The organism is Microcystis sp. M_QC_C_20170808_M3Col (genome assembly GCF_007095505.1).
GTDB lineage: Bacteria > Cyanobacteriota > Cyanobacteriia > Cyanobacteriales > Microcystaceae > Microcystis.
On the sequence record NZ_SFBY01000191.1, the window covers coordinates 1 to 17,404 of the forward strand.

14 protein-coding genes and 3 pseudogenes are annotated in these 17,404 nt (G+C 42.4%); 12 read left to right on the forward strand and 5 right to left on the reverse strand.

Features of this window, described 5'->3' with window-relative positions:
* Nucleotides 1-735 precede the first annotated feature (735 nt).
* The 7 genes and pseudogenes from EWV84_RS08445 (at nt 736) to crtD (ending at nt 7,062) form a co-directional block, all read left to right on the forward strand.
* Nucleotides 736-1,984, forward strand: a pseudogene (locus EWV84_RS08445) (ISNCY family transposase).
* A 572-nt stretch (nt 1,985-2,556) separates the two neighbouring features.
* Nucleotides 2,557-3,285 carry a choice-of-anchor K domain-containing protein gene (locus tag EWV84_RS08450; protein WP_287077642.1) on the forward strand — a complete coding sequence of 243 codons (729 nt, stop codon included), beginning with the start codon at nt 2,557-2,559 and terminating at the stop codon, nt 3,283-3,285.
* Between the two features lie 84 nt (nt 3,286-3,369).
* Complete coding sequence (locus EWV84_RS08455; RefSeq protein WP_287077654.1) at nt 3,370-3,483, forward strand: PEP-CTERM sorting domain-containing protein; 114 nt, start codon at nt 3,370-3,372, stop codon at nt 3,481-3,483.
* Between the two features lie 230 nt (nt 3,484-3,713).
* On the forward strand, nt 3,714-4,424 hold the full coding sequence (locus EWV84_RS08460) for a superoxide dismutase (RefSeq protein WP_287077643.1): 711 nt from the start codon (nt 3,714-3,716) through the stop codon (nt 4,422-4,424).
* Between the two features lie 2 nt (nt 4,425-4,426).
* Nucleotides 4,427-5,344: a homoserine kinase gene (thrB, locus tag EWV84_RS08465; protein WP_287077644.1), complete on the forward strand. Its 918-nt coding sequence runs from the start codon at nt 4,427-4,429 to the stop codon at nt 5,342-5,344.
* Between the two features lie 26 nt (nt 5,345-5,370).
* On the forward strand, nt 5,371-5,493 hold the full coding sequence (locus EWV84_RS08470) for a hypothetical protein (protein ID WP_287077645.1): 123 nt from the start codon (nt 5,371-5,373) through the stop codon (nt 5,491-5,493).
* A 63-nt stretch (nt 5,494-5,556) separates the two neighbouring features.
* Complete coding sequence (gene crtD, locus EWV84_RS08475) at nt 5,557-7,062, forward strand: C-3',4' desaturase CrtD (protein WP_287077646.1); 1,506 nt, start codon at nt 5,557-5,559, stop codon at nt 7,060-7,062.
* Between the two features lie 239 nt (nt 7,063-7,301).
* On the opposite strand, the gene EWV84_RS08480 is transcribed toward crtD, so the two are convergent.
* On the reverse strand, nt 7,302-8,639 hold the full coding sequence (locus EWV84_RS08480; protein ID WP_287077647.1) for a histidine phosphatase family protein: 1,338 nt from the start codon (nt 8,637-8,639) through the stop codon (nt 7,302-7,304).
* Between the two features lie 516 nt (nt 8,640-9,155).
* Here EWV84_RS08480 and EWV84_RS08485 point away from each other — a divergent pair.
* A complete protein-coding gene (locus tag EWV84_RS08485; protein WP_287077648.1) occupies nt 9,156-10,403 on the forward strand; it encodes a DUF4912 domain-containing protein in 1,248 nt (415 codons plus the stop codon).
* Between the two features lie 122 nt (nt 10,404-10,525).
* On the opposite strand, the gene EWV84_RS08490 is transcribed toward EWV84_RS08485, so the two are convergent.
* Both EWV84_RS08490 and EWV84_RS08495 read right to left on the reverse strand, forming a co-directional pair.
* Nucleotides 10,526-12,178: an acetolactate synthase large subunit gene (locus EWV84_RS08490; RefSeq protein ID WP_287077649.1), complete on the reverse strand. Its 1,653-nt coding sequence runs from the start codon at nt 12,176-12,178 to the stop codon at nt 10,526-10,528.
* A gap of 301 nt (nt 12,179-12,479) precedes the next feature.
* On the reverse strand, nt 12,480-12,959 hold the full coding sequence (locus tag EWV84_RS08495) for a hypothetical protein (protein ID WP_041804515.1): 480 nt from the start codon (nt 12,957-12,959) through the stop codon (nt 12,480-12,482).
* Between the two features lie 336 nt (nt 12,960-13,295).
* Here EWV84_RS08495 and EWV84_RS08500 point away from each other — a divergent pair, with 336 nt between their 5' ends.
* Complete coding sequence (locus EWV84_RS08500; RefSeq protein WP_286827096.1) at nt 13,296-13,919, forward strand: IS607 family transposase; 624 nt, start codon at nt 13,296-13,298, stop codon at nt 13,917-13,919.
* Nucleotides 13,882-15,021: pseudogene (locus tag EWV84_RS08505) on the forward strand (RNA-guided endonuclease InsQ/TnpB family protein). The gene EWV84_RS08500 and the pseudogene EWV84_RS08505 overlap by 38 nt, the downstream one beginning before the upstream one ends.
* Here the strand turns inward: EWV84_RS08505 and EWV84_RS08510 are convergent.
* Together EWV84_RS08510 and EWV84_RS08515 are read right to left on the reverse strand one after the other, a co-directional pair.
* Nucleotides 15,000-15,608: a PEP-CTERM sorting domain-containing protein gene (locus EWV84_RS08510; RefSeq protein WP_287077650.1), complete on the reverse strand. Its 609-nt coding sequence runs from the start codon at nt 15,606-15,608 to the stop codon at nt 15,000-15,002. The pseudogene EWV84_RS08505 and the gene EWV84_RS08510 overlap by 22 nt on opposite strands.
* Before the next feature lie 329 nt (nt 15,609-15,937).
* A complete protein-coding gene (locus tag EWV84_RS08515) occupies nt 15,938-16,612 on the reverse strand; it encodes a TIGR04283 family arsenosugar biosynthesis glycosyltransferase (protein ID WP_287077651.1) in 675 nt (224 codons plus the stop codon).
* Nucleotides 16,613-16,843: 231 nt separating this feature from the next.
* Here EWV84_RS08515 and EWV84_RS08520 point away from each other — a divergent pair.
* Nucleotides 16,844-17,089, forward strand: a pseudogene (locus EWV84_RS08520) (CoA-binding protein); the annotation flags it as partial.
* A gap of 90 nt (nt 17,090-17,179) precedes the next feature.
* The coding region (locus tag EWV84_RS08525; RefSeq protein WP_287077653.1) for a helix-turn-helix domain-containing protein at nt 17,180-17,404 on the forward strand (225 nt) is incomplete at its 3' end.

Below are 17,404 nucleotides of genomic sequence, written 5' to 3' on the forward strand. Positions count from 1 at the left end.
AGGTGTAGATAGCCTTGAATAGAGGTTCCTTCTAGGTTCAAAAATTTGTCAAGTATCATAAGTAAAATACTCTCGTTTTTGGGTATTCTATCAAATCTTAACTCTATTGTCTATCTTTTGGTATTAACCTGTTTGTGTCTTAAGTCTTTCCCCGTATGGATTTCAGCTACTTTTAGGCGTAGGCATTCTCATCGAATTTTATTTGAAGTTAATTATTTGCATAACAATTCCCGAAGAGCCAAAATTTAGGTCATTGTGTAATGTCGGAGCAGCAATTCTCATTTTGAAATAAATAGAGCATTAACCCCGATTTTGGCATTGAAAATATAGTACAAAGTAACTATTTTCGAGGAGAGGCGATCACTAGAAAAACAATTGGCTGGACAAATTAAGTATAAATACTCAAGCAATCAAAGAGGTTGGCTGAGAATGAACGGGGTTAATTCAGGAAGATAGTTCTGTTTTTAGAATAGGGAATTCAAGGGAAATAAAAATTTATGGTTCTTCCGAACTTACACTGTAGAAAATTCCTCAAGCTCCCTCTCTGCCCAGCAATGCTCTAAAGTTGATAAATATCAATCTAACAAAAACTCAAAACTTTAGTATACAAGCTTTACAAGCATAAATTGTTGATAGTTTTACATGACAGGTTTGGTAGAGCCAAATTTATAATTATTGTCAGCTAAGGTAAAATGGGTGAGTTAGAAATCCACCAGCACGTCAAATTATTCCAAGATGACTCAAAAAGCGGCCACCCTAGAAATTTCGGAATTAATGCAATTTTTACGTCAAGAATTACATGATTTACCCGATGAGAGGAAACCTGGAAATAATAGAAAATATGAGGTAGAAGATGCCGTGATGGCTGCATTTTCAGTCTTTTTTACTCAGTCGCCGTCTTTTTTAGACCATCAACGTTTAATGAAAAGCAATAAGGGAAAAGATAATGCTGAAAGTTTATTTTCAATTGAAAAAATTCCTGGGGATAATCAAATAAGAAATCTGTTAGAGCCAGTGCCAGCCTCTAATGTCTCTAGGACTTTTCAAAAAGTCTATCAATGGTTAAAGGAAAAGGGAGTTTTGAAAAAGTTTCTCTACTTAGATGGAGAAATTTTAGTGGCGTTAGATGGCACAGAATATTTCTCATCCAAGAAAATTCATTGCCCTCATTGTAACTGTCGTAATCATCGAAATGGAACTACAACTTATTTTCATGGCTGTGTCACACCTAGGGTGGTTTCTCCTAAGCAAAAACAAGTAATTAATTTAGAGCCAGAATTCATTAAAAAACAAGATGGACATCAAAAACAAGACTGTGAAAATGCGGCCGTTAAAAGATGGTTAAATAAGAATCATAAAAATAAGTATGGTTATCCTGTAACTCTTTTAGGAGACGACTTATATTCTCACGAACCTGTTTGTGAATTAGCGGTAAAACAAGGTTATAGTTTTATTTTTGTTTGTTTAGAAACGTCGCCTAAAACTTTATATGAATGGCTAGAATTTTTAGAAAAAAGTGGCGAAGTTACGACCGTTGAAAAGAAACAATGGGATGGACGAAAAAATCTAATTTATCGTTATCGTTATGCTTCTAGAGTTCCCTTAAGAGAGGGCGACTCAAGTCTCGAAGTTAATTGGTGTGAAGTGACTGTTATTAATGAGAAAACCCAGAAAATTATCTACCAAAATAATTGGATAACTAATCATAAAATCACGGAAAATAATGTCGAATAAATTGTCAAAGCTGGGCGCAGCAGATGGAAAGTTGAAAATGAAGGCAATAACGTTCTTAAAAATCACGGTTATAATTTAGAGCATAACTTTGGTCATGGTCAGAATCATTTGTGCGAGTTCTTATTGTCTTTGAATTTACTAGCTTTTTTATTCCATACCGTTTTGGATTTAGTTAATTACACCTATCAAAAGATTCGTGAGCTATTAGTAACTCGGACTTCTTTCTTTAATGATATTCGTACCCTATTAAAATTTATTTGGTTTAAGAATTGGTCGGAGTTTTTCTCATTTATTCTCACCGAATATGTCCCATTCAAAAAAGTAAATTCTAGTTGAGAATGTCACATCTCTTGAAGGAGAAAAAGAAAGTTATTTATAAAAAAAACTAAAAATTTTGTTAGAATTTCATCCAGATTTATGAGTTGAAATCGATTTCTCATGGACAGAGTTCTTAAAACCTGTCTATCTCCAGCGTTGGATGATAATTATCTGTCAAAAAATAATGCTTCTACACAAGTTCTCTATTTAAATAAGAGAATTTTATCTGATTTTTTTCAAAATGAGAATTGCTGATGTCGGAGCGCAACGCTTGCGCCCAAAATGTGACGTTGTCAACATTTTTCAGCCAATATCCAAGAGAGCCAAATACAATCATACAATCGAAGAAACCCTACCAAAGAAGAGGTTTACATGAGCCAAACATTAACAAAAATACTCAAAAGTGCGGGGGGGGTAAGCATTACTTATTTGTACCAGGCAGTACCAGTCTTTTGAAAAATACAATTATATAATCGAGGAAACCATACCAAAGAAGAGGTTTTCATGGCGCAAACATTAACAAAAATAATTAAAAATGCGGTGGAAGGTAAGCATTACTTATTAGTGGCAGGGGCAACTCTAGCCATCCTAACCCCTTTCCAAGCCGCCCAAGCAATTGTAGGGACAGGGACAGTGACAGGCTATTTTGACAACCCCATCACGCTCCCTGGCTCAGTATACACGGGTATCGGAACCGACACCATCGAATGGGGAACACCATTCGGTGATTCATTTACCAATCAATTGTCCTTTACTCCTTCTGACTTTGTCTTTCAGCCCAAGGGTCAAGACTTTGTTGCAGGGCGCTTGTATTACCGTAATGGCGCTATTTTTGGCGGTACTCAGATTGATGGGGTTGATCTGATAATCGAGACTACTTCCTCCGACCTAGATTTCACTCAAACATTGCCATTAAAAATCACGATTGTAAACACCCCAAATGTTGCTGACGATCCTATCGCTAGTGCAGATTTCATTTATTTTACGGATTTCCCCGATCGCGGTAGTTTCAGGGTACTAGAAGGAGAAGATACCGACGTAAAAGTTATAACTCAGTTTAATTCCCTCGATCTTGTTGGTTTTGGAGCCGTGGGTGATCCTTTAAAAGGATTTTTATCACCCAGTACCGGTCTAGATCCATTTCCAGCGGTTCCAGAGCCTTCCTCGATTCTGGGGTTATTGGCATTGGGTTTACTGGGGATGGGTTCAGTATCCAACAAGCAGCGAAAATAAGCCTTTTAAGGCGAGGGTAAGCTCATCTAATTTGGTATAAATTGCCTGGTGAGCGCATCTTAAACGCCATTGACAATTGTTAAGATGCGCTTACCCGGCACTGCCAGTGCTACACCGGTTCCCGAACCTTCAGCAATTTTAGGATTATTAGGTTTAGGACTTTTGGGCATCGGTTCTCAATTCAAACAAAAACGATAAATTGACAAAGTATGGGGATGGGATTTTTTCCATCCCTACTTGAGGAAAAACGCGCTCTAGAAACCTTCCAAATTTAACTCTTAATTTTAGTAAACAAATTTTTTTAAATTCCTCTGCAATTACTCAAAAAATTTTACATCTTATAGCAGACAGGTAAAAATAAAAAACTTTTCTCTGCCAAGGCACCGATCGATAGGATAATTGATCATCGGAACATCTGCTCTGAGAATATGCCCCTCGATCGCCGTCAATTTCTTTATCTTTTAGGTGCTACCCTTGGCACAGCAACTCTAGGAAATTTTAACCGTCCTGCTTTTGCTGCCAATAGCCCCTATACTCTGCTTCCTCTCCCCTATGCTTATGATGCCCTAGAACCTTATATTGATAAGGAAACGATGCAATTTCATCACGATAAACACCATGCAGCCTACGTTAATAATCTCAATCTGGCAGGGGCAAAATATCCAGAATTGCAGCTAAAAACAGTAGTAGAATTAATTAAAAATCTTGACTCTTTACCCGCCGATATTCGCACCACTATCCGCAATAATGGCGGCGGCGATCTTAATCATACAATGTTCTGGCAGATTATGTCCCCCGATGGCGGTGGCGAACCAAAAGGAGAAATAGGGACGGCAATAATCGCTAAATTTGGGAGTTTTGAGGAATTTAAAAACGCTTTCAACCAAGCGGGTACTAAACTTTTTGGTAGTGGTTGGACATGGTTGGTTTTAAATAAGTCAGGACAACTAGAAATTATCAGCACTGCTAACCAAGATAGCCCCCTAATGATGGGATTACAGCCAATTATGGGCAATGATGTCTGGGAACACGCCTATTACTTAAAATATCGTAATCAACGGGCTGAGTATTTAAAACAGTGGTGGAATGTGGTTAACTGGGAGGAGGTAAATCGCCGCTATCTTCAGGCAAAAGCTTAACGATGACAACTTTTACGGTTACAGTCCCCGCTACCACTGCTAATATTGGGCCCGGCTTCGATTGTCTCGGAGCGGCCTTAACCCTATATAATCAGTTTACTTTTACCCTGCTGCCAGCAACGACAGCTAACCCTGTCAGCATTAGTGTCAAGGGAACTGAATCAGCTAAAGTTAGCCAAGGTACTGATAATTTAATCTACACTTCTTTTTTGCAAGTTTATCAAAAAATAGGACAGAATCCGCCCCCCATAGCCATCGAGATCGGTTTAGGGGTTCCTCTGGCTAGAGGTTTAGGTAGTTCTGCCACTGCTATTATCGGTGGGTTAGTGGCTGCCAATCAATGTGCGGGAAATCCTTTATCTATGGGGGAAATCGAAGCATTAGCGATCGCCTTGGAGGGACATCCAGATAATGTGGTGCCGGCTTTGCGGGGCAACTGTCAGCTATCGGCAGGACATAGCACAGATTGGGCTATTTGTCAAGTATTTTGGCAAAAAAATCTCATTCCCGTCCTAGCGATTCCCGATTTTGAACTGGCTACGGAAAAAGCTAGGGCGGTTTTACCCGAAAAAATTAGCCGTCAGGAGGCAATTTTCAATATTTCCCGCTTGGGTTTATTATTGCGGGGATTGGAGACGGGTAACGGCGATTGGCTGAGAATTGCCCTAGAGGATAAACTGCATCAACCCTATCGCCAATCTTTGATCCCGGGTTACGAAAAGGTCAAAAAAGCCGCCATTAACGCGGGTGCTTACGGGATGGTAATTAGTGGCGCAGGTCCGAGCCTATTAGCTTTAACTAACCCCGACAATGCCCAAAAAACAGCAACAGAGATGAAAAATGCTTGGCAGCAAGTGGGGATTAACTCTGAGGTGAAAAATTTAGCTTTAGATACCCTAGGGGCTCAAGTAAACTGTTAAGCCTCCAATTTACTTGTTAAGAGTCCATGGCAGAGTGGTTGGGGTGTGGGGTGTGGGGAAGTGGGGAAATGGGGAAGTGGGGAAATGGGGAAGTGGGGAAATGGGGAAGTGGGGAAGTGGGGAGCTTTTCAGTGAACAGTAATCAGTAATCAGTAATCAGTGAAAAGACAGCAGTGTTAGGATAAAAATAAATATAAATAATTGTTAAGAAAATGACGCAAATTACCGTTATTGGTGCAGGGATTGGCGGACTAACGGCGGCGGCATTATTGGCGCGTCGAGGTTATCAAGTCACAGTATATGATCAGGCGCTTGTCCCCGGAGGTTGTGCCTCGACTTTTTCCCGTCGGGGTTTTACTTTTGATGTGGGGGCAACTCAAGTGGCAGGATTAGAAGTAGGGGGCATTCATCAGCGCATTTTTGCCGAATTAGGGATAGATTTACCCGATTCTGTCCCCTGCGATCCCGCTTGTGCTGTTTTTCTGCCGGGGGAAACCACTGCGATTAACGTCTGGCGCGATCGGCAAAAGTGGCAAGAGGAAAGACAAAAACAATTTCCGGGCAGCGAACCTTTTTGGCAATTATTACAAAAACTCTTTCAAGCAAGTTGGCGTTTTCAAAGTCGCGATCCAGTTTTACCCCCGCGCAACTGGTGGGATTTAGGGCAATTAATCGCCGCTTTGCGTTTAGATACTGCCATTACCTTCCCTTTTACTTTGATGACTGTGGGCGATGCTCTGCGATTATACGGCTTAGAGACAGATAAACGCCTAAAAACCTTCCTTGATCTCCAGTTAAAGCTTTATTCCCAAGTTACTGCCGATGAAACCGCTTTACTTTATGCCGCCACCGCTTTAGCAGTTTCTCAGTCTCCCCAAGGTTTATCCCACCTTCAGGGTAGTATGCAGGTATTAAGCGATCGCCTAGTGGCAGCTTTGGAAAAATACGGCGGTAAATTGCAAATGCGCCACACAGTCGAAAAAATACTGACAGAAAAGGGAAAAGCCACGGGAATTATCGTCAGAAATCAAAAAAATGGCCAAATACATCCAGAAATGGCCGATGAGATTGTCGCCAATATCCCGATCCAAAATTTACCACAATTAATCGATCGCGAAGCCATTCCCAGTCTTTATCACCGGAGAATCGAAAAACTTCCCCCCGCATCCGGTGCTTTTGTGGCCTACTTAGGAGTCGATCGCGCTGCTATTCCCCCCGATTGTCCTCCCCATTTGCAATTCCTCTACGATGACGATGGCATGATCGGCGAAAATAACTCTTTGTTTGTTTCCGTGAGTAAAGAAGGGGATGGCCGCGCCCCAGTGGGAAAAGCGACGATTATTGCTTCTTCCTTCACCGATACCAGTCTTTGGTGGCGAAAAGGAGAAGATAATTATCAGCAATTAAAAGCAGCATACACCCAAGAGGCGATCAATCGTCTCGGTAATTATTTCCATCTTAGCCCTGATCACATCGTTCACATCGAATCAGCTACTCCTCGCACTTTTGAACGGTTTACGGGGCGAAATCAGGGCATTGTCGGCGGTATTGGTCAAAGATTGTCCACTTTTGGCCCTTTTGGAGTAGCGACGCGCACTCCGATCCCCCATCTTTGGTTAGTGGGAGATTCCACCCATCCGGGAGAAGGCACTGCCGGAGTCAGCTATTCGGCACTAACGGTAGTTAGACAGATTGAAAATAAATTAGCTTTTAGTTAAGTGGGAAGCTTTTTTCAGTGATCAGTAATCAGTGATCAGTAATCAGTAATCAGTAGAAAAGACAGTAGGAAACTTGCTATAGCGGTTTTCACAGAAGTGAGTCCCGATTGAAACGCTGAAACGCCTATCTATCAAGGGATTTACTATACCTTATTAGACTGAAAACCGCTATATTTAATACTGCTCACTTAAAACTCAAATCTGCTAACTGCTAACTGATAACTGATCACTGATAACTGTTATAAAGCGCCAGCTGCCGTGCGATCGAGTATTCCCGATCCTAGATGAGAGGTAATATTAACTGCTTGCAGGACCGGTTGAGAGTCAACTCCTTTGGCATAATCGATCACACTAACCGCGCCATTTCCCTGTTTAATATTCCAGAAATTGGCGGGTTTTAAACCCAATAAATAACAAAGAATCACCTTATTAATGGCATCGTGGGCCACTACCATAATTGTCTTAGGACTATCGCTATTACTATAGGTTTTAACGATTTGCCGCCAACAAGCGATCGCTCGATCCCAAACTTCCTGTAAATTCTCCCCTTCCGGCATTTGCACGGTTTCCGGGGCATTTTTCCAGTCTTCTAACATACCGGGGAAACTCGCTTCAATTTCCTCCTCTAATTTACCTTCCCAAAGTCCGTGACAGATTTCTGTCAGATTCACTTGGGTATCTAAGGTGACATCGGGGTGATATTGCAGGATAATTTGGGCAGTTTCCTTGGGACGGGACAAAGGACTGGTGACAGCGTGATCGATCGCCGTTTCTCGCAGAAATTCGGCGGCTTTCTCAGCTTGAGCCTTGCCATTATCATTGAGAGGAATATCGCGCACACCTTGAAAACGTTTATCCCGATTCCATTGGGTTTCTCCGTGACGCACAAGCAGCAGCCTGGAACCTTGGAAAGGAGGACGCGGTGGGGGTAAAGCTATCCCTAAGTGTGCCGTTTGATTGAGGGATTCCACCTGCACAGGATCACCAAAATCACCTGTAAAATTGAGAACATTAACGCAACAGTTAGATTGTTGCAGGGAATGGTATAAGGAAACTGGAATACCGATCGCACTGAGGATTAAACAGCGATTAATGCCGTTATGGGCAACAATGAGGATAGTTTGGCCCTCGTGTTGGGGAATAATTTCTCGCCAAAAATCCTGGGCCTGTTGATAGAGGGAGAGAACGGGATAATGTTCTTGACCATCGGGCAGTATCATCTTAAATTCGTGAGGTTTTTGGTGCCAATCCCGATATTCTTGGGGGTATTGAGCTTTTACCTCCTCTTTGACCATATTTTCCCAGATAGGCAGATCGATTTCTAGTAACTGCGAAGTGGGTTGAATGACGGGAGAGTTATTTAAACGAGACTGAATCACCTCAGCAGTAGATTTGGCTCTTTGGAGAGGACTACAGTAAAAAGCGGCGATATCGATTTGACTGAGGGCATTTCCTACTTTTTCCGCGTCCAGATGGCCTTTTTCCGTCAAAACCGAGCCATCACTGCGACCTTGTATTTTCTGCTCTGCGTTATAACTGCTTTGTCCATGACGAACAATAATCACACGGGTAGCCAAGCGGTTCAGTCTCCTTAACTAAAAGTCTCAATATCAGATTACAGGCGATCGGGATCGGAGTACAGTCTCGTTAGGGGATAGGGATTAGGGGGAATGGGGAAATGGGGAAGTGGGGACGTGGGGGAATTTCAACTAAAACCCTAACACCCCAACACCCTAACACCCCATCAACCCAACACCCCCCGCAACGCGCACGCAGTGACCACCCCAACACCCTAACACCCCAACACCCTAAAACCCCAACAGCCAATAAGAATATCAAAACTTCCTGACATGAAAATCTTTTGGGGATCAAGGGTTTGGCGATTTTGTCAAGAAATCATGACAAGGTACTTGGTCAAAATCGGAATCTTACTGTTTAATAGGTATTTATAACAAGCGATTCCCTTGATCCCCATCGAGTGGATCTCTCGTTCACACAGCAATCGATGAGTAGTTAGAAGGATTACCCAGATCACTGCTTTTGCAAATGCTCAAAAACATTTGCCGTCGTAACTAATCGGAGAGTGTCAACTCATGGTCCCAGAATACCCACCCTTAGATGAGATGACCTTGCGGCAACTGCGACGAGTTGCCAGTCAATACAGCATCTCTCGTTACAGTCGGATGCGGAAAACGCAATTAATTGAGGCAATTACCCAAGCTATGGGAGTAAGCGGCAATTTTAAATCTACTATTAAAGAGGAAAAACCAGTGGAAGCAGCAAAATTTGAATTAGGTCAAGCTAACCCGATCGAAGATATACTAGGTTCGGTGGATGATGGTTTAGGAGATCTGCCCGGTGGCTACGGTGAAAATCGCATTACCCTCCTACCTCGCGATCCTCAGTGGGCCTATGCTTACTGGGATATCCCCAACGAATCAAAAGAAGATCTACGTCGTCAAGGGGGACAACAGTTAGCCCTGCGTCTTTATGATGTCACCGATATAGATCTCAATAGCCAAGGCGCGCATAGCGTCCAAGAATATCTCTGTGATGAATTAGCCCGGGAATGGTATTTACCGGTTCCGGTCAGCGATCGAGATTATGTTATCGATATCGGTTATCGTTGTGCTGATGGTCGTTGGTTAGTTTTGGCCCGTTCTCCTTTAGTGCGGATTCCTCCCGTCTATCCTTCCGACTGGATTGAAGATATCTTTGTCACCGTTAACTGGGAAGAAGAACTGGTGGGCAAAACTGTTTACGAACTCGTTCCCCCCAGCAAACGCTACGGCAGCAGCGCAGGAATCACGGGAACTAGCCCCATCTACGACCAAATTTTCGAGAGTGTCGGCGATATCGAGGCCCTACGGGTGGCCGGTTCCTTGTTTGGTTCCATGCAGCACGTCGCTGGTTCCGTACCAATCTCGGAAGTGATCAGTTCTTATGTATTCCCCTCCGGGGTTGGTATGTGGGCAGTTCCCAGGGTATCGGGACTAACCGCTTCCGGTATCGGCATAACTGCTTCCGGTATCGGTATGGGTGCTTCGGAAACCCTACAACGTCCGCGCAAATTCTGGTTAGTTGCCGATGCAGAATTAATCGTCTATGGTGCTACGGAACCCGATGCCACCGTAACTATCGGTGGTCGTCCGATTAAACTCAATTCCGATGGCACTTTCCGCTATCAGATGTCCTTCCAAGACGGTTTAATCGATTATCCGATTATGGCCGTGGCCGCCGATGGTGAACAAAATCGTTCTATCCACATGAAATTTACCCGGGAAACCCCCTCTCGCAATACCAACACTAAAGATGAGGCGGTTCTAGAATGGTTATTCTAGATTGGGTTTTCTAACGTTACCAAAGCCAACCTAATTACTTCCCCCTAGCTGAGATTTAGTTAGGGGATTTTTTTCGAGAAGATAACGGCAAGCTTTCGGGGGTTGCTTGCCGCTATCAACTTCTATTCCCAAATCTGACAGCTTAGATCGCCCGATTTTTGGGAAAGACGCAGATTTTCACCGTAATCGACGGGAACATCAATAACAGTGGGAACCTCTTGCCGGAAAGCATCCTCTAGTATCGGGATCAAATCCTGAGTAGATTCCACCCGATAGCCTTTTAATCCCATACTTTCAGCAAATTTAACAAAATCGGGATTACCAAACTTAATAAAAGAAGATGTCCCAAAATGGTTAAACTGCTTCCATTCGATTAAACCGTAACCGCCATCATTAAAGATGAGAGTGACGAAGGGAGTTCCCACCCGCAAAGCTGTCTCCAATTCCTGACAATTCATCATAAAACCGCCGTCCCCCGTCACCGCTACAATGCGTTTATCGGGATGAACTAACTTAGCGGCGATCGCACCAGGGATAGCAATACCCATAGCGGCGAAACCGTTAGAAATAATGCAAGTATTGGGACAATCGCAGTGATACTGGCGCGCCATCCACATTTTATGAGCGCCCACGTCACAAATAGCGATATCTTCCGGTCCCATCACCTGACGCAGATCGTAGATCAATTTTTGTGGCTTGATCGGAAAACCCGTATCATTGGCATAAGTTTCGTAATCGGCCCGAATTTCCGTCTTTAATCCCGCGGTGACAGGAGTTGGTTTATTCTGGCGATCGGCCCGTTTGAGGATATCGATGAGAGAATCGGTGATATCACCCACCACTTCCACCACCGGGGCATAACTGCTGTCAATTTCCGCCGGAGTCATGCCGATGTGAATAATCGGTAATTTCCCGTCTGGATTCCATTTTTTCGGGGAATACTCGATTAAATCGTAACCAACAGCGATAATTAAATCACTGCGATCAAAGGCACAACTAATCAAATCCCGTTGCTGTAATCCTACCGCCCAAAGAGCCAGAGGATGGGTATAGGGAATCACCCCCTTACCCATAAAAGTGTTAGCCACAGGGATATTCAAGGCCGTGGCGAATTCCGTTAAAGCTTCACTAGCATTAGCGCGAATTGCCCCATTTCCCGCCAAAATCAAGGGATTTTTCGCTTTAGAAATCACCGCCGCCGCCATGTTCAAAGTCCGATAGGAAGCGTAAACTTTTTCCTGACTATCGAGGGGCAAGGGATAACCATCGGCAGCCATAGCGGCGATATTTTCGGGAAGATCGATATGAACTGCCCCCGGTTTCTCACTTTGGGCGGTTTTAAAGGCTCTCCGTACCACTTCTGGGGTGATACCCGGCCGCACGATTTGTTTATTCCATTTCGTCACCGGGGCGAACATGGCCACCAGATCTAGGTATTGATGGGATTCAATGTGCATCCGATCAGTTCCCACCTGGCCGGTGATGGCCACTAAGGGCGCCCCATCGAGGTTAGCATCGGCTACCCCTGTCATCAGGTTAGTCGCCCCCGGTCCTAAAGTGGAGAGACAAACCCCCGCTTTTCCCGTCAAGCGTCCATAGACATCGGCCATAAAAGCCGCACCCTGTTCGTGACGGGTGGTGATAAATTTGATCGAGGAGTTTTTCAGGGCTTCCAAAACATCGAGGTTTTCTTCCCCGGGTAGCCCAAAAATATACTCGACCCCTTCATTCTCTAGACATTTAACTAGAAGTTCGGCTGTGTTTAATTCCCCCATAATTCCCTCCTGTAGAGCTTACTTCATCAGTAAAGTCTCTAGAGATAGTTCATCCCGGCGGATTGAGGTTGTTGCGCTCAACTCGTCGGGATGATATCAGTAGACTATATGTACCAATGCAGCTGAATAAAATTTTGTTTAAGTCTATCCATATACTATTGTGACTTAGATCTTGACCTTTGGCAGATTATTTATTAGTGAACTAGGAAGTTTTCGTTTTGGGGAGCCGGTCGTCAGGAGACTCCGAGACAGCTTTTATGTATTCTCCCTACACCCCACACCCCACACCCTGCCCCCAGTTTTATGCCGTTAATTCTTCCGCCGCGTGGGCTAGTTGGGCGGCGACTTTGGCTAAATAGGGACGACTTAACCACCAGATAAAGGGGGACAGCCAACCCCGCAGAGTGACAGAATAGGAAATATAACTACCACAGAGGGTTGATTCCACTTGGTAGGTCATTTTCTGTTCCATGCCGGGGATAGCGAGAACTCTTAGGCTGAGGAGTTCACCGGGGCGGACATTTTCCACAAAAACCCGGATAGGAATGGGAGTCAGACGGGTGACAGCTTGATAGATTAACCCCGGTTTAGCTATTAAACCCAAGGGAACATCAGCCTTGGCAATCAAAGGATGCCAAGAGACATCGGCCACATTGATTAATTTTTGCCAGAGGACATCGACGGGGGCAGTACTGACCACCCGATAGGTTTTGTAGAGTGAAAACTTACAGAATAGTCTGCCTTTGGCCGCTACAATCCTTAAGGAAAAATTGAGAATCACCGATTGCCTCCCGCAAAAATAATCTAGGGAATCTTCTATTGTAAAAAATAAATGGCTTTCCGGGAGTGTGCGCTTTTGATAATTTTAAAATATGGCAGTAAGCTCAAGGGGTGACAAAGAGGTTCAAAGGTAGGTGGTATAAAGATTATAGCCAAATGTCCCCCAAAGAAATAGAGTGGTTATGGCAACCACGGCACTGGTATCTTCTAGTTGAAGAATTAAAAGGTTGCGATACAAAAGGTTCAACAAAGCAGGCGAATCTGGAGTAAGTAACAGAAATCAAAAATCTAACTAATATTATTTAAACTTGCTCATAATCTGTGCTATCATAGTCTTATGAGCAAGTTAACCATATCAGAAGCGGCTAAATTAAAAGGTGTAAGCGTATCAACTTTAAGACGTTGGGAGTCCGAAGGCAAACTAATACCCGAAAGAACCGCTAACGGACATCGGCGTTATACCATTTCTCAGTTGCTTGGAGTAAAAGAGAATCTCTCTTATACTGTTGGCTATTGCCGTGTTTCTAGTCATGACCAAAGAAAGGATTTGGAACATCAAAAAGAAGTTGTCGAACTGTTTTGCGCTCAAAATGGTTGGCAAGTTGAAATCATAGACGACCTAGGTTCGGGACTTAACTACAACAAGAAAGGATTAAAGCGATTAATCAGATTGATTGTTGATAGTAAAGTAGAGAGATTAGTCTTAACTCATAAAGATAGACTACTTAGATTTGGTAGTGAATTAATCTTTAGTCTGTGTGAACACTTTGGAACTGAAGTTGTCATTATCAATCGAACTGAAGACAGTACATTTGAGGAGGATTTAGCACAAGATGTCTTAGAAATTATTACTGTATTTTCTGCTAGGTTGTATGGCTCCAGAAGTCACAAAAATAGAAAAATCGTAGAGGAGTTAAGGGACGTTGCTACTAGGATTCAAGACGGAATTAAAACTGAATAATCAACAACGCTCATTATTAGCTCAACACGCAGGAACCCCACGTCATACTTGGAACTGGGGATTAGCTTTAACCAAGCAAATCTTAGACCACAACAAAGCTAACCCAAATGATAAAATTAAGTTTCCTACTGCTATTGACCTTCACCAATGGTTGGTAGCATTAGTTAAACCTGAAAATCAATGGTATTATGAGGTGTCTAAATGCGCTCCTCAATGAGCGTTAAGAGCTTTATCCAATGCGTGGAAAGGATGCTTCAAAAAGATAGCCAAACCACCAAAGTTTAAGAAAAAAGGTAAACCGGATAGTTTTACTCTGGATGGTAGCATTAACGTTGCTCATCAAAAGATAAAAGTTCCTGGGATTGGTTGGTTAAAAACTTACGAGCGATTACCTCATGGATGCCAGCCAAAATCCGTAACTATTAGCTTTTTGGCTAATAGATGGTTTATTAGTTTTAAGATTGATGTTGAACGGCAAACAACCGATAAATCTATCGACGGAATAGGAGTTAATTTAGGGGTTAAAAACCTAGCCACTCTTTCAACTGGTGAAGTTATCGAAGGAAGTAAAAGCTATCGTAAACACGAGAAAAAGTTAGCTAGACTTCAATACCTGAACCGACATAAAGTCAAAGGCTCAAACAATTGGAAAAAAGCTCAGAAGCAAATTGCTAAACTTCATTTTAAGATAGCTAACATCCGTAAGGATACATTGCATAAACTCACCACTTATCTGGCCAAGAACCACGGCAAGATAGTAATTGAGGACTTAAATGTTTCTGGAATGTTAGCTAATCGTAAGTTAGCTAAAGCTGTTCAGGACATGGGATTTTATCAATTCCGAAGACAACTTGACTATAAAACTCAGTTGTATGGAGCGGAGTTAATCCTCGCTGATAGATGGTTTCCCAGTAGCAAAACCTGTTCCAATTGTGGATACAAAAAAGAGTCACTATCTTTAACCGAAAGAGTCTTTGAATGTGAACAATTACTAAAATTAAGAGTTAAATTTGGAAGGTTTCTAGAGCGCGTTTTTCCTCAAGTGGGGATGGAAAAATCCCATCCCCATACTTTGTCAATTTATCGTTTTTGTTTGAATTGAGAACCGATGACCAAAAGTCCTAGACTTAATAATCCTAAAATTGCTGAAGGTTCGGGAACCGGCGTGACATTGATGTTATCAAACTGATGAAACGGGGATGCCTGAATCCATTCAACAGATACTAAATTGGTGAAGCTAGAATTAAAGGTAAAAGTTTCTAGGGTACTGAGAATTGCATCGGTAGTAAAAGCTTGGCTAACGGTACTAGAATCGGCTTTTGTTCCTGTAAAATTGACAGTCACACTATCATCACCATTGAGGCTAGTTAGTTGAATAGAATTTAAGTCAAATAAGCCTCCGCCATTTTGGGTTAATCTGGTGATTCCATCAATCTCATTATTGAATAAGGCGGTGGAACCGGGGTAACGAGATTCCTGAGTGCCAAAAAATCCAAAGGGCTCAGAAGTAGACAGGCTATCTAGGGTAAAACCGTCTTCGGTATAGGTAAAACCGGCATAATTAAGGACTGAGTTATTTTGTTCTAAGCTTTGAAAATCGATAATTACAGCTTGGGCGGCTTGGAAAGGAGCTAGGATAGCTAGAGCTGCCCCTGCTACAAATAAGTAATGCTTACCCCCCCCCCGCACTTTTGATTAGTTTTGCTGATAATTGAGTCATTTGTCATACCCTCTTTGGTAAGTTTTCTCCCATTATATTACTATTTTATTTTTCAAAAGACTGGTATTGCCCGCTACCAATAAGTAATGCTTACCCCCCCCCCACATTTTTGATTACTTTTGTTAATGTTTGGTCATGGAAACCTCTTCTTTGGTAGAGTTTCTTCGATTGTATAATTGTATTTGCCTCTCTTGGATATTGGCTGAAAAATGTTCACAATGTCACATTATGGGCTTAACGCCTGCGCCCCTACATTGCACAATGACCTAAAATACTTTTTCAGCAAGCCTTTATTTTATTACCATAAACGATAAAATTTTTTCAACAAGCGGGGCGGAATTTTTAGATAATAACCAATAATAACTAATTGATTAACTAAGGTAGTTTTCCAGACTCCTAATTTTTGCCAACGTCTTGCCGAGGTAATCACCGATGCAGAAACTATGGCTATTTTACCCCTTTTTTTCAATCTTTGTATTAATTCAAAATCTTCCATAATTGGCAACTCAGGAAAACCGCCCAAATCGGCAAAGATTGCGGCTTTTAAAAATATTCCTTGATCTCCGTAGGGAAGGGAAAGCCAGCGAGAACGCCAATTAACTAATTTTTCCACTAAACGCAGGGTTTTTTCCTCTCCATCAATTTTTAATTCAAAGGCCCCCGCTACTATCCCAGATTGGGATAAAGTATTGATAATTGGTTCTTGAAATTCATGGGGTAGTAAAGTATCTCCATGCAGAAATAACAAAATATCTCCTTTCGCTATTTTTGCTCCTAAATTCATCTGAAATGCACGACCTTTTCTGGGTGAAATAATTACTTTAGCTCCCAATTTTTTCGCTATTTCTCTAGTTTTATCCGTACTTCCCCCATCGACAACAATAATTTCTACTCCCGCACCTATCTGTTTTAACGTTGCTGCAATTCCTAACTCCTCATTAAGAGTCGGAATGATAATACTAAGATAATTCATCAGGTTTTGCGGTAACTAAAGTCAGAGTATTTAGTAGCAACCATCGGGTAAATTTTCCTACAGATACCGAGGGATTGATTTCGATTTGTAATAACTGTTTTTCCTGTAGAAAAGTTAAACATTCCTGTCAGTTTTCTAGAGTGGCTAAAGCTGGAGTCAAAAGTCGATACCAAATTAGGTTACACTTCATCTTTATGAGAAACAAAACTCTGTTCTAAGATAGGTGGGACAATGCCGAATATTAAAGGAGACGATGGTGCGCTCAAAACCATTTTCAGCAATAGTAAAATTATCGCAGTGGTTGGGCATTCCGAGAAATCGAGCCGCGCCAGTTATCAGGTGGCCAAATTCCTGCAAGCGGTGGGTTATCGAGTCTATCCTGTCAATCCTCTGGTCAAGCACATTGACGGTCAAAGCTGCTATCCTTCTCTAGAGGCTATCCCCGAACCAGTGGATATTGTTAACGTTTTTCGTCATCGAAAATTTGGGTCTGAAACCCCGTCGTTCTACGACGGCTTTACTGTTAAATATTAACACATTTACGGAATATATGCTAAAATGCTCCCCATGGAAAAAGCCTATTCGTTTCGATTTTACCCCACACCAGAACAAGAGTCGCTATTGCGGCGCACTTTGGGCTGTGTAAGATTGGTTTACAATAAGGCTCTCCATCTCAGAACACAAGCATGGTATGAAAGACAAGAAAGAGTAGGATATGCTGAAACTTCTTCAATGCTAACCGATTGGAAAAAGCAAGAAGAATTAGACTTTCTCAATGGAGTAAGCTGTGTA